The sequence below is a fragment of the Bradyrhizobium sp. BWA-3-5 genome, from assembly GCF_032917985.1.
In the GTDB taxonomy this organism is placed as follows: Bacteria; Pseudomonadota; Alphaproteobacteria; order Rhizobiales; family Xanthobacteraceae; genus Bradyrhizobium.
In genome coordinates this window covers 7014670-7032688 of the sequence record NZ_CP136626.1, presented here as the reverse complement: position 1 = coordinate 7032688, position 18019 = coordinate 7014670, and the positions used below count along the sequence as shown (strand labels likewise).

The window sequence follows — 18019 nt, the reverse complement described above, 5'->3', positions numbered from 1 at the left end:
CACTCTCGTCGTCCGCGCAGGCGGGGACCCATACCCCCTAACGTTCATTGCTGCGACGGAAAGGCAATGGGCACCGCCGTAGCCACGACCGCTGCGGCGTATGGGTCCCCGCCTGCGCGTCGCCTGCGCGGGGACGACACCGTATGTGGAGAAACAGCGTGCCCCAAAAACAAAAAGCCGGCGTTGCCGCCGGCTTTCGTCGATTGTTACCTAGCCTCGCGATCAGTGCGCGGCTTCGAGCTCGGCTTCCTGCCGCGCAATCGTGCCCTTGACGGCCGACTGCACCTTTTCGAAAGCGCGGACCTCGATCTGCCGCACGCGTTCGCGGGAGACGCCGAACTCGGCGGCGAGGTCTTCCAGCGTCATCGGCTCTTCCGCCAGGCGCCGCGCCTCGAAGATGCGGCGTTCGCGCGGGTTGAGCACACCGATGGCGCCGTTCAGCGCCTGACGGCGATGATCGAACTCCTCGCTCTCCGCCATGATGGTTTCCTGGCTCGGTGAGTTGTCGACCAGCCAGTCCTGCCATTCGCCGGCTTCACCGTCGTCGCGGATCGGCGCGTTGAGCGAGGCATCGCCGCCGAGACGGCGGTTCATGTCGATCACGTCCTGATCCGTCACGCCGAGGCGCTTGGCAATCAGCTTCACCTGGTCGGGGTGGAGATCACCCTCGTCCAGTGCGGAGATCTTGCTCTTCGCCTTGCGCAGGTTGAAGAACAGCTTCTTCTGGTTCGCGGTGGTTCCCATTTTCACGAGCGACCACGAACGCAGGATGTACTCTTGAATCGAGGCCTTGATCCACCACATGGCGTAAGTGGCAAGACGGAAACCCTTCTCGGGCTCGAACCGCTTGACCGCCTGCATCAGGCCGACATTGCCTTCCGAGACGACCTCGGAGATCGGCAAGCCGTAGCCGCGATAGCCCATGGCGATCTTGGCCACGAGCCGGAGATGGCTGGTGACAAGGTGATGTGCCGCGTCGCGATCGTCATGCTCGCGCCAACGCTTGGCGAGCATGTATTCCTGCTGGGGTTCCAGCATGGGGAATTTGCGGATCTCGGCGAGGTATCTGGAAAGACCGGATTCTCCATTGAGAACCGGCAAGGTAGCTGTACGGGCCATTGAGCGCCCTCCAGTTGGTTCAGGCCCCCGATAGCGGCGGGCCCGGCAGGTGATCGCTGTGTTAAAGCCGACCAGGCTGCGATGTTCCGCGCTGGATATTCAGCGCAGGTGCAACATAGCAAAAATCGAACAAATAGGGAAGGAATACTGACGTCACGTAACCGTGTGTCTGGCATAACTTATTGTCATATCTTAGCTTTTCCAAAAGGCCTGCGTCATAGCGCCGCTTCGAGGGCGCTTTGCAGGGTAAGCAAATCCTCCGGCAGGCCGCTTTCCCAATGCAAAAATTCCGCGGTCCGCGGGTGTTCCAGGGCTAGCAGATAGGCGTGCAGGGCCTGCCGGCCAAGGCTGGTGAGCGCGTCCTGACCTTGGGAGCCGAGCTGGCCGGCCTTGGTCTTGAAGTGCGGGCCGTAAACGCCATCGCCCATCAGGGGGTGGCCGATATGGGCGAGGTGGACGCGGATCTGGTGCGTCCGCCCGGTCTCGAGCTGGCAGGCGAGCAGCGACGCGATGCCCTTGCCGTCGCGCCCCTGATAGGCCGCTTGCAGCTCCCAATGGGTGATCGCCTCGCGTCCGCCCGGGCGCACCGCCATTTTCTCGCGGGCGAACGGATGCCGGTCGATCGGCGCGTCGACCGTGCCGCGCTGGCGGTTCGGCACCCCCCAGATGAAGGCCATGTAGCCGCGCTGCATCGGCCCGGTGCGGCCGTGATCGGCGAATTGCGCGGTCAGCGATTGATGCGCGTGGTCGTTCTTGGCGACCACCATCAGCCCGGTCGTGTCCTTGTCCAGCCGGTGCACGATGCCCGGGCGGCGGACACCCCCAATCCCTGAAAGGCTGGCGCCGCAATGGGCGATCAGCGCATTCACCAGCGTGCCGGTCTCGTGTCCCGCGGCCGGGTGGACGACCAGGCCTTTTGGCTTGTCGATGACGATGATGTCGTCGTCCTCATAGACAATATTAAGGGCGATATCTTCGCCCTTGGGCTCCGGCGGGACGGCTTCGGGCACGTCGATTGTGATCGTATCCCCTCGCGCGACATGATAAGCGGGGTCGCGGATGGGGACGCCCTTGGCGGTGACGGAACCGGCCAGGATCAGCGCCTTCAGCCGCGAGCGCGACAGTTCCGGGCGAAGCACCGCGAGCACGCGGTCGAGCCGGGGCGATCCCTCGTCGCCGCCGACGGTGACCTCCAGCCTCTGACCGCTATTTGATGATCTCTGTTCCAACCAAGAGTCCTGCATGACCGATACCGTCGCGCCCGAACCGACCCCCGAGCAGGCCGCGCTGATCGCGCGTGTCAGGCGGATGATGCTGGTTGCGGGCCTGACCTCGGCGCTCGCGGTGGCCGTGGTCCTGATCGCCGTCGGGTACCGTCTTTCCCGCGGCGAGGGAAGCCCCGCAGCGGCCACGACCGACATCACGGCAAGCCTGCCCAGGGGCGCCAGGATCGTATCGACCGCCGTCGCGGGCGAGCGGCTGGTGCTGACGCTGGACATCGGCGGGGCGACCGAAATCCGCACCTTCGACGCCAAGACGCTGAAACCGGCCGGAAAGCTCAGATTTGTCAACGAACCGTAATTGACCTTCCCTGCCGTCATTCCGGGGCATCCCGCAGGGCTGAACCCGGAATCCATCTTGAGGCTGTGACGGCGGCACGTTGGATTCCGCTTCCGGACCCGGACAAACAGCACCTTCCGCCTTGCCCGCCGCACATTTCGCGGCTATTCCCTCTGACCAACGCTCCCTTCGTCTAGCGGTTAGGACGCGGCCCTCTCAAGGCTGAAACAGGGGTTCGATTCCCCTAGGGAGCGCCATAAAATCAATAGCTTAGAAGATGATCGCCTTGGTCATCCAATATCCGAAAAATTTGCATCGACGTACATCAGCGGACTGTGCCGGTTCAAACATTGCTCGCAGACTTTGCGATTGTCGATCTCCAACCGATTTTACGCCTCCGCTCCAACAGTTCGCGACGCTACTAGCGCGCTTTTGCTGACCCTCCTTCCGTAAAACGCGGATCGTTTGGGCGCAGCAGAGAATGCATTTTCCCGATGCACGCACCAATGATGGCAATCTAAACTCCGAAATACGAGATCAAGATTTGCGAACGAAAACGCGGGAGCCGGAAGCGTGCCGACTAAGTGGATTTTGGTTATGCAAGTCGCCAGCCCGATCAGGCGGCATCATTCCCAACGCAAGACATTGATCGGCCTTGGGCTGAACCGCATTCGACGACAGAGAATACTGCCGAACACGCCCGAAGTCCGGGGCATGCTTTGCAAGGTCAAACATTTGGTGCGCGTGTTCGACGGTCCGCTTATGGGCGAGATCACACCGGCCAAGAAAAACGTCTTCGATGTGCTTAGGCGATTCAATCGGCGGGTAACCCGCACCGAACAATCCGCGTTCTGGAGGCGCTTCGCAACTCAGGTGCCAAACGTTATTTCCCGTATGGATAAGATGACGTTCAAGAGAACCGGCGACGCTCGTTTCGAGATGCAGGGTATCATCCATTCTTCATTGGAGGATTTCGATCAAGACGCGATCGCCGCCTTTGTCCTCGACTATCGACAATACACGCAGAAAAACGACGCGATTTCGATTGCCTCTCTGGCGGAAATCTATTCGCAGCCGTGGATGCACGTCGGCGCGCGCAAGAATTTTGAAGAGTTCCGTGTGCACTTCAATCGCGCGCTTGATGCACCATCTACGCTAATCTTCGGAACGCATCATATCAGCACGCGCGAACTGGTTGAAACTGTCGTCTACGGCGGATTGGCACATTCAAATTCAGAAAAAGCTGCAACATTCGAAAGCTGGGAAGGGTCCGGCATCATGGGGTTCGTTTGGGCGGTATTCTTTGCGGCTATGCGCGACTTGATGCGAACGCTGAAGCAGGTCCGACTGCTCAATGAGCAAGTGCTGTCTTTAGCTGATCCCGAAGGAGTGCAAGATGCCTGACTGGATCGGCACCGCCATTTCAGGCGTGGCGTTGTGCGTCTCCGCGTACAGCCTTTTCATCGCGCGCCGTACGGCGCAGCGGGCTATCGACGCCGAGAATGTCTCGGCGTGGATCGAGATCGCGAAATCCGGCGACAAGGAATGGTTTGTGTGCACGGTGCACGTCAAAAATCCCTCGCGACACGACATAAAAATTGAAAAGCTAACTGTCGATCTTCCCGACTTTCGGATTGCCGATGTCCGGGCGGCCTACCAAGCCAGTAGCAGTGGCGATATTGTGATGAAGGAAAAAGTCGAAGTCGAACCGAAAGACCTGACACTGCCGCTCTCGCTGACGATAAAATCTGGGGAGACGAAGGAAAAGCAATTTTGTTTGTATCAACCCGCCCATAGTCAGCGGAGGAGCACGAAGGTGAGCGTGATGTACTGGACGCTGGAGCCTGTGCAACGATGGCGCATTCTGCCGGTCACCGTGAACACGAGATCGAGCTTTTAGTGGAGGGACGCGAATTGAAAATGCCGACGCGTCCTTGGTATCCTCCCGTGGAGTCCCTGAAAGATATCTTCGGACTTCATCACGTAACGATATTGGGCGCGGCGTGCGAGAGCGGTGTCGAACGTCAGCGCCGCGTGACCAGAGTAAAGGCGGGTGTGCTGGAGGCTTTTCTTGCCGCCTCACAGCATCTGGGCGAAGAGGTAGCTAGAGAGCTTTTCAAGCAGGTGCTTCGTCGCCCGAAGCGCGGAGCCGGGAAGTCGATTGCGACCGACCGCGATGCGATCCTTCTAGCCGCTTTCGACGCCGCGCCCGGTGAGAGCATCGCATCCGTCGCCCGCAAACTTCACGCGAAACATCAACGGCTCGGAAACACACCGGCAGCGATTGCCGCGCAAATCCGCAAGTTGGTGCAGGAACGCAAAGATCGGGAATATCGACGGCGCGTCGAAGCGCGGCGTTGGCGGATGGCAATGCGAAACGAACCGCCCTCGTTAATTAGCGGCGCGCTCACCGCGCGCAAGAAATGACCCCTAGCCCTTTTCTCTCTAGGGCCGGCAGACTTCGTCGCCTAACGTCGTCGCAAGCTTGAATTGGGGAGACCGGATCCCATGACGAGGGGAGACGATCATCTAGATGCATTCGCGAAGATACTGAGTGCGCTCGCGACGCTGTTGACAGCAGTAACGAGCGGAGCGGTGGCGGGCCACTCTATCGGTTGGTGGTAGGCGTCTCGATGTGTTCGTGTTTGGCAGCAAGCGTAGCCCCGGATGAGCGCGCAGCGACATCCGGGGGATGGGTCCTTACCGCACGGGCTCGGAAGGCTTACCCGTAGGCCCGAGCCTCCTGCCTCTCACAAGAGTCATGTCCCTTCTATCAATCACTTATACCGCTCCAAATAGAACAATAAAAGAACATTCAAAATTGCTTAACCATAGGCTGTCAGTGTAGAACACAGCAACGGGAGCGCACATGGCTGGTTTCTCGAAAATCGAATGGACGGATTCGACCTTCAATCCGTGGGTGGGATGCACCAAAATCGATCGACCAGGCGGCGCGCCCTCAGCTTGCGATTTCTGCTATGCGGAGGGATGGTCGAAACGTAGCGGCCATGTGAAATGGGGTAACAATCCGAGACGCAGGACCACTGAGTCCTACTGGAGCGCGCCCGCAAAGTGGAACGCCGCGGCCGCGAAATTTCAACGAGAGCATGGTCGCCGGCAAAGGGTCTTTTGCGCTTCGCTGGCCGATGTATTTGACAATCAGGTGGATCGTACCTGGCGTTCTGACCTCTGGAACCTTATTCGTGAATGCGATGCGCTGGACTGGCAGTTGTTGACAAAGCGCCCGCAAAACATCAGGAAAATGCTTCCGAAGGATTGGGGACAGGGCTACCCGAACGTTTGGCTGGGGACTACCGCGGAGGATGCGGCGGCCTATCAGCAGCGCGGACGTCACCTTCTGGAGATCCCGGCAGCAGTGCATTTTGTGAGCTATGAGCCGGCCATGGGTCCCCTCGGGCAGTTGCCGATCGCGGGCAAGGTGCCGCATTGGGTTATCATCGGAGGAGAAAGCGGAGTAGCTCTAGACAAAACTAGGCCGACCCACCCACAGTGGGCTAGGGCTGCGATCGCCGAGTGCTATAGAGTGGGAACGGCACCGTTTCTTAAGCAGTGGGGTCGGTACGCAAACAATCCCTTGGTGGTCGAAAACGGCATGAACGAGCGGGAAGCCGCCGCAGTGGACCCGTCTAGCAACGGCAAGGGCGGAGGGCTCCTCGACGGCCGCCTTTATCGCGATTTTCCAAAAACCTTGGGGTATTCCGTTGTTGCCGCTTGAGGTTGCTCGGCCGATGCTCCAGCATCGGTTGCATGATCAAACAGGGCAACCTATTCCCGGACCTTCCGTCAACCGATAAGCCGCTACGCTTTCGTTCGCCAGATCGGCCAATCTGGACGGAGAACAAGGCCAAGTTGATCGAACGCTACCTCTACTACTTCGTGATGATCACGAAACATGGAGCGTACATCGATGGATTTGCGGGGCCGCAGTATCCCGACAAGCAAGATGCTTGGGCGGCAAAGCTTGTTATCGAATCGAAGCCGCCATTTCTTCGCAAATTCTGGCTGTGTGAGACGAGCGAAGAAAAGCTGCCGGCGCTTTACAGTCTGGCCTCTGCCAGCTTTCAAAAAGGGCGATCCATTAAGGTGCTGCCCGGCGACTTCAACAAAAATCTGGAGTCGATCTTGGCCAGCGGTGCGATCACTGAAAAAATGGCCACGTTTTGTCTGCTCGACCAGCATACATTCGAGTGCGAGTGGAAGTCCCTTCAAGCATTGGCGGTACACAAGAAAGATAATAAGATTGAGTTGTTTTATTTTCTCGCCACGGGCTGGCTAGATCGAGCGATCGCGGCAACGACGCGTAGCCAGCATATCGTTAAAGCATGGTGGGGCGGAGATGATTGGAAAAAACTATTAGGCATGCGGTCGTTCGACCGAGCTCAGCTTTTTGCCAGCCGCTTCAGGCTAGAACTCGGCTACAAGCACGCTCATGCGTGGCCTATATACGATAGGGAAAGCGGCGCGCGTCGGGTTATGTATCACATGATTCACGCATCGGATCATGATGAGGCTCCAAAGCTGATGAGCCGTGCCTACCGAAAGGCAAACGAGCCAAAGGAAGAACTGGCTGATGTTCAGCGCGAACTTTTTGGGTCGGAAAGTTTTCACAAGCGTTAGGGTGCGTAACTATGCCGCTGCAAGTGAACCATCGAGGCGGGGAGGGTATAACAGTTCCGTATCCACCTCTCTTCGATGGCATCCGGGAAAACCGCGGATTCATTGACGCCAGGAGTAGGGTCGAGCTCGCATCAGAAATCGCTGAAGGCATTACGTCCAATGCCCTGCGAAATTGTCTGGTGAAAATCGCTGAAGAGAATAAATATGTGATGGCGAGGAGGGCCAAAGGCTGACGTCAGCGAGGCGCAGCCCGCGATTGCCTGACGCACGTCGCGGGACAAGCAGCCTCACGCAACCGCAAAACGGCAACTCTCCCCTTCATAGGAAACCTATCGTGCCGCCGTCACCCGCAACGATTTCCTCAGCGCCCGTTCGGGGCTCGATTCCGGATCTCCGATTGGGCGGCGGTAGGTCGCGACGCGGCGCAGCCAGCCGGCCTCGAAGACGCGGTTGGAGGGGAGGTTGCGAATTCTCTGCTGCAGGACGAACTGCGCCGCATCGGCGAATTCGGCGCGCACGGCCTTCGGATCGCCGGTCTCACCGTTCATCTTGAGCAGCACCTGCTTGAGACCCCAGCCCTGCCGCCGCCCGGTCTCCCTGTCCATGGCGGCTTCGTTCGGGTTGGTGCCCTCGCCCTTGAAGTTGATGTAGTCGATCAGCGGATAAAAATCATCGGAGGCGCTGACGACGCGCGTGAACTGGATGACGATATGGTCGCGCTCGGTGCCGTCGGGCGTCGTCTTGAGGATCTTCTCCATCGCACCTTGCGCCCGCACCACCATGAATTGCGTCTGCTCCGCCACGGTGTCGAGCATGAACTGCCTCAACTCTTTCATCCGCGGTGAGTTGGCGTTCCTCCTGAACTCGGCCCGGCTGGTCCACGGGTTGGCCGGAATTTGCGCCTGGTCCAGCCAGGCGGGCAAACGCACGTTCTTCTGGCGCATGAATTCGAGCAGGGCCGGAAAGCTCTCCTCGAAAGGCAGCCATTTGCCGACAGGAAACCAGATGAAATGACCGATGCCTAGGGAAGCGAATTCCTCGTTCGCATTCCATGACGTGATCGCATCAATTCTTCCGCCTGTTTCATTCAGCCAGATCTTCTGGCCGATCTTCTTCGCCAGATCCGCGGGCAAGACGAGCTGTGGTACAGGTAAATCCTTGGGTAAATCCTTGGGTAAATCCTTGACTAAATCCTTGGCCTCGGGGCTCGATTTCGGGGCGTCCGGCATTTGAACCGCAGCTTCCGGCGCCGGCTTCTGCACCTCGTTCTGTCGCAGGGCTGTTTCGGGTTCCGGCTTCTGCGTGCGCGATGCTCGTGCGGCGCCAGGCCCGCCCGGCTCTTTTTCGGGATCAGCGACGCCTGTCGCGGCCGGCGTTTCCGCCAATGCCGTTTGCGTCGCCATGCCGGCGACGATGACACACGCGAGCAGCCATGCGCTGCACGCAAGCCGCTTCGCGCTGTACGGTCCGCCTTTCACTAGCTGTGCCGTTCTCCCGCCGCCACCCGCACGCCAGCCATCAATGAAATCACAGCCCATATCCACTTTCCGAAGGCCAGCCTGACGGGAAGGATCGTACAGGCGAACAACACGATGCGTATGGCGAAATCGTGGGGTCATGGTGGCGGACCGGAGCCGCCGTCCATGTGTTGCTTTTCGGTGCCGACAAGTCCAGCCAGCGCCGCGATATCGCCAGGGCAAAGCGCATGGTGAGGGAGTTGAAGGAGGGCGGGCTACTCGCTAGATCGTGGACGCCGCTCTATCCGCGTCATTGCGAGCGCAGCGAAGCAATCCATTTATCCCCGAGGCGAGACGTCGATTGCTTCGCTGCGCTCGCAATGACGGAAGTGAAAGATTCGCAGGCTCTCAGGATGAGGGTTTTTCGAGCGCATATACGCAATCACTTTATCTCCTCCAGCAGCTTCCGCGCGTCACCCAACACCGCCTGTATCCGTCTTCGCTCTTCGATCGCATCCGTGGTGAACAGGCCGTGCTTGCGCGCGTTCAAGTTTGCCCTTGGCGCGCCGGAGCCCTTCGCGCCGCCGTGCATGCGGCAGCGGTTTTTGCCGTGCATCGCCGGCGAGCGGCACGCGCTACCGGCGCGCGTCTTGGCGCCACAGCGCGGGCTCGCCCGCATCGGGCCGGGGTTTCTGACGTGATCGCTCATGCCTCCGCTTCCCGCTCGGCATCTGCGCAATCGCGCCTTCGCCTGGCGCTTGCGGCCTTCGGCGGCTTGCGCGCCGCGGAGGCCGGGCGGTTGTCCGAAACAATCATGCGGGCATGCTGCGTGACATTGCCGACAATGGCCTTGCCGCCGCCGGCGATCGATACGTTCTGCACGGTGATGGCGGGCTCGCCATGGCTGCGGTAGCGGTTCAGCGCCTCGATCTGCATGGGGAAGGTGCGGGCGAGCCGTCCGAGGGCGCGTGCGGCGCTGTCGTGCTGGGCGAGGTCGTCGGCGCCGGCGAGGTGATGGGCGCAGCGCATCGCCATCACGTGAACCGAAACCATCTGCGCCACCAGCATGGCCTCGACGGAATCCCGGGGGCGGATGCTTCTGACCATCGACAGCATGAAGGAGAGGGTGACCTCGTCGGGACCTTCGCCGCTCACGCTGGCCTTCACCAATTGCCTGATAATGCCGTGCATCGCCTCGCGGTCGGTGACGCCCAGCGCATCGGCCATAAGCTGTTCGCCGAGGGTCTGATCCGGATGGTCGATGGCGAAGCCGTGCGACTGAAGTTTTATCCGCGGGACCGCGGCCGCGTTGGTCTGGTCGATTGCGCCGACCGGCGTTGACGTCGTGCTATCAGGAGCGGTGTTCATGTCGAGATTCCCTTATGCATGCGTGCTGGCGCACGCGGTTCGGCCACGCGCAGGCGATCGTTCGCCGCGGTGGTTAGACAAATTTCAATTGGCGGTGAGGAAGTTTTCGGCTGCGAGGGCCGCGCCCGCTATTGCGGGGCGACCGGCGCGTGCAGGATTTCGGAATATCGGAAAATGCCCCTGATTTGCCCGACATGTCAAGTCGCGATATCGAACGCCGGCCGCCGCCGGCTACTGTGCATGGGGTTGTTTTCGATATTTTTGGAAATGCGCCCCTCCGGAAGGGAGTTTCCCAGTGCCATCAAGCCGATGGTCTGGTGAAGACGTAGACCAGGCCCACCAGCATGAATGCGCCGACGCTGGCCATCAGGATCGGGCCGGGCGCGCTGCCGATCCAGAACAGCAGGAAGCCAACGATGATGCCGGCGAGGGCCAGCAGCTTCGCGCGCAGCGGGATGGCGCCGCGCTCGCGCCAGTCACGCAGCGCCGGCCCGAAATGAGGGTGGGAGAGCAGCCAGTTTTCGAGCCGCGGAGACGATCGTGCAAAGCAGGTCGTCGCGAGAATCAGGAAAGGTGTCGTTGGGAGCACCGGCAGGAAGGCTCCGATGAATCCGAGCGCGACGAAGAAAAAGCCGAGAACAAGATAAAGCCGACGCATCAGCCGCAACCCATCATGCAAGCGCGAGGACGTGATGAAGCGTTTTCCGCTAATCCCTATCCGCCGCTTGCCGCAGCTTGAAATGCCCGAACGCGGTGGCGATCGGCTTTGATGCGTCGTCCTGCCAGGCCTGTGCCTGAAAGGCGACGATGCGCAGGCCCTGCTTGACGATCGAGACATTCGCAAAACTGTCGAGCGCCCGTCCAGAACGCAGATAGTTGATGGTCAGGCCGATCGGCTTCGGCGGCGTTGCGAAGCCGAGTTCGCGCGCGACGCCGATGATCGCCGTCGTCTCCAGGAAGGCGCCGGTGATACCGCCGTGGATGGCGGGCAGCACCGGATTGCCGATGATTTTTGGCGAGAACGGCATGTGCAGCACGCCGTCATCAGCGATGCCGATGCCGAGGCAGCGCGCGAACGGGCTTTTGGCGAACGGGCCTGAAGGATCTTCGGGCAGATCGAGGGTCGGCACCTCATAGGCTTCCCGGTCCTGCAGCATATTGGTGCGGTTGGCGCCGATCATGAAGCAGGCGGCGGCGGTCGCGACCGGATCCTGCTCGGTCTCCTGATAGGCGGTGGCGCGCACGAAGGCGATCGAACGCGTGACGTGGTAGCAGATCGCGTGCGCCTTGATGTCGATGCCGGGTTTTGCCGGCTTCTGGTAATCGATGCGCAGGTCGAGTGTCGCAATCGCACGGCTGCCGTCGAGCGCCAGCTGCACGGCCATGCCGCAGCTTTCGTCCAGCATGGCGGTGACCACGCCGCCATGGATCACGCCGGTCGTGGTGTCGCCGGCGAAGACGGATTGGTAGGGCAGGCTGGACCAGGCTTCGCCGCGCTCGGCGCGATCGATGCAAAGGCCGCTGGCGCGGCCATAGAGCGAGCGGCGTTCTGCGATCGCTCTGGCGAGTTGTTCGAAGGGCAGCGGCTGCCCGCCATAGGTTGTGATTTCCGACATGGTGGTGATTTTAGCATGCCGCTGTGATGAATGGTGCAGCAATGCGCATGAGGTATCAGCATCGGCGGAGGTGGTCTTGGGCCGAAAAATCTGCCTCTATTGGAATCGAGGCGGTCCTCTGCGGCCGTCGATGTATCTTGCGGAACTGCCGGCGGCCGGGCCTCGCGTTCCTGCATGTGGGAGTGGCGATATGGGTGGCTTGGTGATCAGTGGCGGCCGGGTGGTGGATCCCGCCAGCGGGATGGATGGGATCGGCGATGTTGCCGTCGTTGATGGCCGGATCGCCGCGGTCGGCACCGATCTCGGCAGCGCCGAACGGGTGATCGACGCGACCGGGCTCGTGGTGGCGCCGGGCTTCATCGACCTGCATGCGCATGGCCAGTCGATCCCGGCGGACCGCATGCAGGCCTTCGACGGGGTGACGACGACGCTCGATCTCGAGGCCGGCGTGTTGCCGGTCGCATCGTGGTATCGGAAACAGGCCGACAAAGGCCGTGTGCTCAACTACGGCGCCGCTGCCAACTGGGCCTTTGCGCGCATCGGCGCGATGACGGGCTCGAACGCGGAGAGTTCGCTGGAGGCGTTCGGCAACGCCATGCGCGACCGGCGCTGGATGGACAATGTGGCCAGCGAGACCGAGGTGGCGGGCATCCTCGACCGCCTCGCAATCGGGCTGAAAGAGGGGGGCATCGGCATCGGCATCCTCAACGCCTATGCCCCGGGCGCCGGCGTGCAGGAGCTGACCGCGGTGTGCCAGCTCGCGGCCGCGCACAATGTCGCGACCTTCACCCATGTCGCCTACATGTCCCGCATCGATCCCGAGAGCGCGGCCGAAGCCTATATCCGCCTGATCGGCTATGCCGGCGCCACCGGCGCGCATATGCACATCTGTCACTTCAACTCGTCCAGCAAGACCGACATCGAGCGTTGCGCCGTGCTGGTGAAGAAGGCGCAGGCGCAGGGCCTGCCGATCACGGTGGAGGCCTATCCCTACGGCACCGGCTCGACGGTGCTGGCGGCGGCGTTCTTCAGCGACCCCGAATTCGAGGCGCGCAACGGCCTCGGCTACGATTCGGTGCAGCGGGTCACCGACGGGCGGCGCTTCCGCGACCGCGAGGAATTGCTGGCGGCGCAAGCCGAAGAGCCTTCGACGCTGGTGCTGTGGCATATCCTCGATACCGAGAACAATCCGCATCACCGCGATCTCCTCGACATCTCCGTGCTGTATCCCGGCGGCGCGATCGCCTCCGATGCGATGCCCTGGACGCTGTCGGACGGCAGCGTCTACACCGGTGATGCCTGGCCGCTGCCGAAGGACGCCACCTCGCATCCGCGTTCCGCCGGCTGCTTCACCCGTTTTATCCGCGAGTGGGTGCGCGAGCGCAAGGCGGTATCGCTGCTGGAAGGCATCCGCAAATGCGCACTGATTCCGGCGGAGATTCTCTCGGCGAGCACGCCGGCGATGCGTGCCAAGGGTCGGCTGCAGCAGGGCGCGGATGCCGACATCGTCGTGTTCGATTTCGAGGCGCTGAGCGACCGTGCGACGTTTTCGGCGATGAACCGGCCCTCGGAAGGCGTCAGGCATCTCGTGGTCAGCGGCCATCCGCTGATTTCGGACGGCGTGATGGATGTGGCGGCGCGGCCCGGCCGGCCGGTGCGCCGGCCCGTGGTCGAGAGCTGATCATGCCGGTTCCGGTCCTGCTCGTCACCGGCTTTCTCGGCGCGGGCAAGACCACGGTCGTGAACCATCTGCTGGCGCATGCGGAAGGGCGGCGCATCGCCGCCGTGGTCAATGATTTCGGCGCGATCAATATCGACGCGGAGCTGATCGCCGGCGCGAGCGATGGTGTGGTCAGCCTTAGCAACGGCTGCATCTGCTGCTCGCTGGAAGCCGACCTGTTGCGCACGCTCGCCACGCTGCTGCGGCGCGATCCGCCGCCGGAGTTCATCGTGATCGAAACCAGCGGCGTCGCCGATCCCGCCGATATCGTCCGCAACCTGATGGACCCCCTGATCTGGAAAGAAGCGCCGCTGGACACGGTGCTGTGCGTGGTCGACGCGACGACAACGGCAGCGGCGCTGAACGAGGACGCGCTGTTGCGGTCTCAGCTTCGCGCGGCCGATGTGGTGGCACTCAGCAAGATCGATCTGGTGGACGCAGCTCGTAGTGCGCAACTGCGCGAGGCCATCCGCGGGCTACATCCAGCGGCCGCGGTGGTCGATGCTCTGCACGGCGAAGTCCCGGTTACGCTTCTGTTCCCTGTTGACGTCGACCGCGCCCTCGCGCCGCGCGAGGTCGGGCTACAACGCCCCAAGGCTGACCGGTTCGAGACCCTGAGCTGGACATCGGAACGGCCGATATCGCTGCCGCGCTTGCAGCAGGCGATCGGCCGGTTGGCACCGAGGCTCATTCGGGCCAAGGGATTGGTTGAGACGGTGGAGCAGCCCGGGCGGTTGATGGTGTTTCAACTCGCCGGCGGCCGTGCGACCTTGGCACCAGGCGGGCCGTTGACGGTCGGAGTGCTGCGGACACGGATCGTATTCATCGCCGAGCTCGGGGTTCTCTCGAAGGGCGAGATCGAGAGGATCATGGAAGCGTGCACCGGGTGAGGTGCACCTGTTGCTATTGCTGCAACGACGACACGCTCGCCGCAATATTCTCCGCGAGCGCCTGCACCAGCGGCACGTAACGCCCGACGGCATCGGCGCGGTCGAGCGCCGAGGTGAAGTAGGTCATGCCGACGGTGGCGAGCACGCGGTCATTCGCGATGATCGGAACGGCGATCGTGTTCGACGAGCGCGGATCGACCATCGGGTCGCGTTCGGCAAAGCCTTGCTTGCGGATGGCGGCCAGCAGCGACAGCGCGCGCTTGCGCTCATTGGCGAGCTTGTCTTCGCGTTGCTGCGAGCGCGCCAGCATGTCGAGCAGGATCGATCGTTCGTTCACCGGGCAGAACGCCAGATAGGCGCGGCCGAGCGCCCGGCCGAGCAGGCTCAAATGCATGTTGAGCGTGCCGTGAAACGGCGAGACCGGGCTGTCGGGAATCGTGCTGAAGCGTACCACGACGGAGCTGCGGTCAAGCACGGCGATCGCGATCGGCCATTGATATTGCCGCGTGAAAGCGAGCGCCCAGGGCCGCGCGGCCTCCACCACCAGCGGATCGCCGTGAAAGCCGTTGCTCAGCGACTTGACCCGCGAGGCGACCGCGTAGCCGCCCTGCCGGCGGTCGTTGGCCGCATAGCCCATCGCGCAGAGCGATTTCATCAGCCGCACCACCGTCGATTTCGGTAGCCCCGTCGCCTTGTGCAGGCGATTGATCGAGGTGACGCGGTGGCGGTTGAGCTCCTCCAGCAGCAGAAGCGTGCGGGAGGCGGCTTCGACGGTGTCGGACTTGAGCGGCATCTAGGTATTCCACCTGGTGGAACGCGGCGGAATAGCTATGGCCGACCGCCCGCCGCCCTGCAATGGTTTTCACCAAGCTACGCCGGAGCGCCTCGAACGCGGTCCTGAGCCGATGGCGGGGAGGAACAATGTCTGGAGACGCCGTCAGGCCGCATTTTTCGTCGTTCCGCCGCCGCTTCGTCGCGCGGCAGACCGTTGTCGGCACCTTCATTAAGACGCCGACCACCCATGCGACCGAGATCTTCGGCGCGCTCGGCTATGATTTTGTCGTGATCGACGAGGAGCACGCGCCGATCGATCGCGCGATGACCGATGTCATGCTGCTGGCGGCCCGCGCCAGCAACCTTGCCGGCATCGTGCGGGTATCGTCAGACGATCCCTCGAAAATCCTGTCGTGCCTCGACTGCGGTGCCGCCGGCGTGCTGGTGCCGCATGTCGCGACCGTCGAGAAGGCGCGCGCGGTTGCCGCCGCGGCGCGCTATCGCGGCGGGCGGCGCGGCTATTCCGGCTCGGCCCGCGCCGGCAGCTATGGCGGCACGCCGATGTGGTCGCTGGTTGAGGAACAGGACGCATCGGTCTGCGCGATTGCGATGATCGAGGATCCCGAGGCGCTGGATCAGATCGACGCCATCGCCGCCGTCGACGGCATCCACGGCTTCTTCATTGGCCGCGGCGATCTCACCGTCGCCCTCGGCGCCAGATCCTCAGGCGACGCGTCGGTAAAGGATGCGGTCATCCGCATCATTGCTGCGGCGCAGAAGGTCACCAAGCCGGTCTGCGTGATGGTCGCGAGCGCGGCGGAAGCGAAGGATCTCGCCGGGCTCGGCGCCAGCGCCTTCATCATCTCGTCGGACCAGGGCCAGATGCGCCGGGCCGCGGCGCAGACGCTCACCGATTTCAGGAATCTCGTTCAAACCACGGATGGTCTCCATGTATCACACCAGTGATCCCCGCGCCGCGCTTGCCGCTGCGCCCGTCGGCGCAAAGCCCGCCGCCACGCATTTTGCCGGCGCGGAGTATGCAAAGTTCTACGAAATGGAGCCTGCCGAGAACCAGAACGGCGCGCGCACCTGGTACGCCCGCGGCCAGAACTTCATCATTGCCTACAGCGACGCCGATGAGGGTGCCGTGCTGGCCCGCGCCAACCAGCCGGATGAATATGTCGTGCTGCTTCCCGACCCCGGCGCGGGCGCCGAGATCGTGTGGGGCAATGAGCGCGCGCTGGTCAACGGCCACACGATCAGTTTCGTGCCGGCGGGTGCAAGCTCCGTCACGCTGCTTGGCGCCGCCAAGGTGGTGCGCTTGATGACGACGCAATCGGAAGATCTCGCCAAGCGCTGCTCGAATGCGGCGTCCTATGCGACGCCGCATCCGAATCTGCCGCCGTTCGAGCCGTGGCCGGAAGCGGCCGGCGGTCCTAAGATCCGCACCTACAGTCTCGACATCGCGGCAACGCCCGGAAGGTTCGGGCGGATCTTCCGCTGCTCGACCTTCATGGTGAATTTTCTCGAGCCGCGAAACGGCCCGCGCGATACGACCAAGATGTCGCCCCATCATCATGATGATTTCGAACAATGCTCGCTGGCGTTGGCCGGCACGTTCATCCATCATCTGCGCTGGCCATGGACGACAGACATGGCGCAGTGGCGCGACGACGATCACGAACACTGCGGATCGCCGTCGATCGCGGTCATTCCACCGCCGTCGATCCACACCACGCAGGCGATCGACCCCAAGCTCAACATCCTCGTCGATATCTTCTGTCCGCCGCGGCTGGATTTCTCGGCCAAGCCCGGCTGGGTGCTGAACGCGGACGATTATCCGATGCCTGAGCCCACGCCCGCCGGCAAATCCGCTGCCTGATCTGTCTTCAATCGAAAGGGCCCGCCATGGCCGAGAAGCAAGCGTCCTATCCGACCACCGTCCCGCTGCCGCCGCTGTCGCGCGCAGCGGAGGTTGCCGAGCTCCTGGTCGGCGCCATCGACTTGCACTGCCATAGCGGGCCGGCGGCGATGCCGCGCATCCTCGATCATCACGAGGAACTGCTCGATGCGGCCGCGGCCAAATTCCGCGCGGTGCTGTTCAAGGATCATTTCTACGCCGGCATGCCGCACGCGATCCTCTTGGAGAAGCTGTTCCCTGAGACCAATGTAAAATTGTTCTCGGGGATCGTGCTCAACAATGCGTCCGGCGGCATCAACCCGCACGCTGTCGATCACACGATCAAGCTCGGCGGCAAGATCGTCTGGATGCCGACGCTGTCGGCGGCGAACCACATAAGAGCGATGGCGGCGGGCAACTCGACCTTTCCGAAGACCGCACAAAAGATGCTCGATCCCATCCCGCTTTCCGCGCTCGATGCCAACGGCAAGCTCACGGATGACACCAGGAAAGTCATCGATCTTATCGCGGAAGCGGACATCATCCTGGCCGGTGGCCATCTGCCGGCCAACGAGCTGCACATCCTGTTCGACGAAGCGGCACGGCGCGGCGTCAAGAAGATGATGGTCAACCATCCCACTTACATCGTCGGCTGCAACGATACCGATATCCGCCAGCTTGTTGCACGCGGCGTCAAGATGGAGCACTCGATCTGCATGTTCATCGAAGGCAAGTCGCTGAAGTACAGCCCGGATGATCTCGCGCATTTGATCGAGGTGGCCGGCGTCGACAACACGATCCTGTCGTCCGATCTCGGGCTGCAGGGCTCGCAGCGCCCCGTCGACGGTTTCCGCAGCATCACGCAGATACTGCTCGATCTGCAGATGCCGCGCACGGCGATCAGAAAACTCATCAGCGACAATGCCGCAAGGTTCCTGAATCTTCCAGACATGGCGGCGCAGAACGCCGCCTAGCGA

18 protein-coding genes, 1 tRNA gene and 1 pseudogene are annotated in these 18019 nt (G+C 62.1%); 12 read left to right on the top strand and 8 right to left on the bottom strand.

The window, feature by feature from the left end; all coding sequences use genetic code 11:
- Positions 1 to 222: 222 nt before the first annotated feature.
- Together rpoH and RX331_RS33740 are read right to left on the bottom strand one after the other, a co-directional pair.
- Positions 223 to 1119 carry an RNA polymerase sigma factor RpoH gene (gene rpoH, locus RX331_RS33745; RefSeq protein ID WP_317253896.1) on the bottom strand — a complete coding sequence of 299 codons (897 nt, stop codon included), beginning with the start codon at positions 1117 to 1119 and terminating at the stop codon, positions 223 to 225.
- A gap of 215 nt (positions 1120 to 1334) precedes the next feature.
- The gene (locus RX331_RS33740) at positions 1335 to 2363 is read right to left on the bottom strand and encodes an RluA family pseudouridine synthase (protein ID WP_317253895.1); all 1029 of its coding nucleotides are present in this window, start codon (positions 2361 to 2363) and stop codon (positions 1335 to 1337) included.
- On the opposite strand from RX331_RS33740, the gene RX331_RS33735 reads away from it, so the two are divergent.
- From RX331_RS33735 to tcmP, 7 genes and pseudogenes are all read left to right on the top strand, one after another.
- The gene (locus RX331_RS33735; RefSeq protein ID WP_317253894.1) at positions 2362 to 2700 is read left to right on the top strand and encodes a hypothetical protein; all 339 of its coding nucleotides are present in this window, start codon (positions 2362 to 2364) and stop codon (positions 2698 to 2700) included. The two genes, RX331_RS33740 and RX331_RS33735, sit on opposite strands and share 2 nt — an antisense overlap.
- A 161-nt stretch (positions 2701 to 2861) precedes the next feature.
- A tRNA-Glu gene (locus RX331_RS33730) sits at positions 2862 to 2936 on the top strand.
- Between the two features lie 340 nt (positions 2937 to 3276).
- A pseudogene (gene rpmD / locus RX331_RS33725) lies at positions 3277 to 3432 on the top strand (50S ribosomal protein L30); the annotation flags it as partial.
- A gap of 643 nt (positions 3433 to 4075) precedes the next feature.
- A complete protein-coding gene (locus tag RX331_RS33720; protein WP_317253893.1) occupies positions 4076 to 4579 on the top strand; it encodes a hypothetical protein in 504 nt (167 codons plus the stop codon).
- A complete protein-coding gene (locus RX331_RS33715; RefSeq protein ID WP_317253892.1) occupies positions 4534 to 5106 on the top strand; it encodes a hypothetical protein in 573 nt (190 codons plus the stop codon). Before RX331_RS33720 ends, RX331_RS33715 begins: the two co-directional genes overlap by 46 nt.
- A 442-nt stretch (positions 5107 to 5548) precedes the next feature.
- Entirely contained in the window at positions 5549 to 6415 is an 867-nt protein-coding gene (locus RX331_RS33710) for a DUF5131 family protein (RefSeq protein WP_317253891.1), read from the top strand.
- Between the two features lie 32 nt (positions 6416 to 6447).
- Complete coding sequence (tcmP, locus tag RX331_RS33705) at positions 6448 to 7317, top strand: three-Cys-motif partner protein TcmP (protein ID WP_317253890.1); 870 nt, start codon at positions 6448 to 6450, stop codon at positions 7315 to 7317.
- Between the two features lie 329 nt (positions 7318 to 7646).
- Here tcmP and RX331_RS33700 read toward each other — a convergent pair whose 3' ends face one another.
- From RX331_RS33700 to RX331_RS33680, 5 genes are all read right to left on the bottom strand, one after another.
- Positions 7647 to 8936, bottom strand: a complete 1290-nt coding sequence (locus RX331_RS33700; protein ID WP_317253889.1) for a hypothetical protein — start codon at positions 8934 to 8936, stop codon at positions 7647 to 7649.
- 280 nt (positions 8937 to 9216) lie between these two features.
- Positions 9217 to 9483, bottom strand: a complete 267-nt coding sequence (locus tag RX331_RS33695) for an HGGxSTG domain-containing protein (protein ID WP_317253888.1) — start codon at positions 9481 to 9483, stop codon at positions 9217 to 9219.
- Positions 9480 to 10142 (bottom strand): hypothetical protein, encoded by a 663-nt coding sequence (locus tag RX331_RS33690; protein WP_317253887.1) that lies wholly within the window; start codon positions 10140 to 10142, stop codon positions 9480 to 9482. The genes RX331_RS33695 and RX331_RS33690 overlap by 4 nt, the downstream gene beginning before the upstream one ends.
- 301 nt (positions 10143 to 10443) lie before the next feature.
- Complete coding sequence (locus tag RX331_RS33685; protein WP_317253886.1) at positions 10444 to 10800, bottom strand: YbaN family protein; 357 nt, start codon at positions 10798 to 10800, stop codon at positions 10444 to 10446.
- Between the two features lie 49 nt (positions 10801 to 10849).
- A complete protein-coding gene (locus tag RX331_RS33680) occupies positions 10850 to 11758 on the bottom strand; it encodes a PaaI family thioesterase (protein WP_317253885.1) in 909 nt (302 codons plus the stop codon).
- A gap of 190 nt (positions 11759 to 11948) precedes the next feature.
- Between RX331_RS33680 and RX331_RS33675 the strand changes: the two genes are divergently transcribed.
- Positions 11949 to 13439 carry an amidohydrolase family protein gene (locus tag RX331_RS33675; protein ID WP_317253884.1) on the top strand — a complete coding sequence of 497 codons (1491 nt, stop codon included), beginning with the start codon at positions 11949 to 11951 and terminating at the stop codon, positions 13437 to 13439.
- Positions 13440 to 13441: 2 nt separating this feature from the next.
- Positions 13442 to 14368 (top strand): GTP-binding protein, encoded by a 927-nt coding sequence (locus RX331_RS33670; protein ID WP_317253883.1) that lies wholly within the window; start codon positions 13442 to 13444, stop codon positions 14366 to 14368.
- 13 nt (positions 14369 to 14381) lie between these two features.
- Here RX331_RS33670 and RX331_RS33665 read toward each other — a convergent pair whose 3' ends face one another.
- Positions 14382 to 15161, bottom strand: coding sequence for a DNA-binding transcriptional regulator (locus tag RX331_RS33665; RefSeq protein WP_317253882.1), 780 nt, complete (start codon positions 15159 to 15161; stop codon positions 14382 to 14384).
- A gap of 128 nt (positions 15162 to 15289) precedes the next feature.
- On the opposite strand from RX331_RS33665, the gene RX331_RS33660 reads away from it, so the two are divergent.
- Genes RX331_RS33660 through RX331_RS33650 form a run of 3 tightly spaced genes read left to right on the top strand, consistent with a single transcriptional unit; the run spans position 15290 to position 18016 of the window.
- Positions 15290 to 16108 carry an HpcH/HpaI aldolase family protein gene (locus RX331_RS33660; RefSeq protein ID WP_317253881.1) on the top strand — a complete coding sequence of 273 codons (819 nt, stop codon included), beginning with the start codon at positions 15290 to 15292 and terminating at the stop codon, positions 16106 to 16108.
- Entirely contained in the window at positions 16092 to 17024 is a 933-nt protein-coding gene (locus RX331_RS33655) for a hypothetical protein (RefSeq protein ID WP_317253880.1), read from the top strand. The genes RX331_RS33660 and RX331_RS33655 overlap by 17 nt, the downstream gene beginning before the upstream one ends.
- Positions 17025 to 17050: 26 nt before the next feature.
- Complete coding sequence (locus RX331_RS33650) at positions 17051 to 18016, top strand: DUF6282 family protein (protein WP_317253879.1); 966 nt, start codon at positions 17051 to 17053, stop codon at positions 18014 to 18016.
- Positions 18017 to 18019: the final 3 nt, after the last annotated feature.

What these genes read in the sequence shown, in the direction of transcription:
- rpoH (WP_317253896.1), bottom strand. Translation starts at nt 1,119, where the DNA reads ATGGCCCGTACAGCTACCTTGCCGGTTCTCAATGGAGAATCCGGTCTT.
- RX331_RS33735 (WP_317253894.1), top strand. Translation starts at nt 2,362, where the DNA reads ATGACCGATACCGTCGCGCCCGAACCGACCCCCGAGCAGGCCGCGCTG.
- RX331_RS33740 (WP_317253895.1), bottom strand. Translation starts at nt 2,363, where the DNA reads ATGCAGGACTCTTGGTTGGAACAGAGATCATCAAATAGCGGTCAGAGG.
- RX331_RS33720 (WP_317253893.1), top strand. Translation starts at nt 4,076, where the DNA reads ATGCCTGACTGGATCGGCACCGCCATTTCAGGCGTGGCGTTGTGCGTC.
- RX331_RS33715 (WP_317253892.1), top strand. Translation starts at nt 4,534, where the DNA reads ATGGCGCATTCTGCCGGTCACCGTGAACACGAGATCGAGCTTTTAGTG.
- RX331_RS33710 (WP_317253891.1), top strand. Translation starts at nt 5,549, where the DNA reads ATGGCTGGTTTCTCGAAAATCGAATGGACGGATTCGACCTTCAATCCG.
- tcmP (WP_317253890.1), top strand. Translation starts at nt 6,448, where the DNA reads ATGATCAAACAGGGCAACCTATTCCCGGACCTTCCGTCAACCGATAAG.
- RX331_RS33700 (WP_317253889.1), bottom strand. Translation starts at nt 8,936, where the DNA reads ATGACCCCACGATTTCGCCATACGCATCGTGTTGTTCGCCTGTACGAT.
- RX331_RS33695 (WP_317253888.1), bottom strand. Translation starts at nt 9,483, where the DNA reads ATGAGCGATCACGTCAGAAACCCCGGCCCGATGCGGGCGAGCCCGCGC.
- RX331_RS33690 (WP_317253887.1), bottom strand. Translation starts at nt 10,142, where the DNA reads ATGAACACCGCTCCTGATAGCACGACGTCAACGCCGGTCGGCGCAATC.
- RX331_RS33685 (WP_317253886.1), bottom strand. Translation starts at nt 10,800, where the DNA reads ATGCGTCGGCTTTATCTTGTTCTCGGCTTTTTCTTCGTCGCGCTCGGA.
- RX331_RS33680 (WP_317253885.1), bottom strand. Translation starts at nt 11,758, where the DNA reads ATGTCGGAAATCACAACCTATGGCGGGCAGCCGCTGCCCTTCGAACAA.
- RX331_RS33675 (WP_317253884.1), top strand. Translation starts at nt 11,949, where the DNA reads ATGGGTGGCTTGGTGATCAGTGGCGGCCGGGTGGTGGATCCCGCCAGC.
- RX331_RS33670 (WP_317253883.1), top strand. Translation starts at nt 13,442, where the DNA reads ATGCCGGTTCCGGTCCTGCTCGTCACCGGCTTTCTCGGCGCGGGCAAG.
- RX331_RS33665 (WP_317253882.1), bottom strand. Translation starts at nt 15,161, where the DNA reads ATGCCGCTCAAGTCCGACACCGTCGAAGCCGCCTCCCGCACGCTTCTG.
- RX331_RS33660 (WP_317253881.1), top strand. Translation starts at nt 15,290, where the DNA reads ATGTCTGGAGACGCCGTCAGGCCGCATTTTTCGTCGTTCCGCCGCCGC.
- RX331_RS33655 (WP_317253880.1), top strand. Translation starts at nt 16,092, where the DNA reads ATGTATCACACCAGTGATCCCCGCGCCGCGCTTGCCGCTGCGCCCGTC.
- RX331_RS33650 (WP_317253879.1), top strand. Translation starts at nt 17,051, where the DNA reads ATGGCCGAGAAGCAAGCGTCCTATCCGACCACCGTCCCGCTGCCGCCG.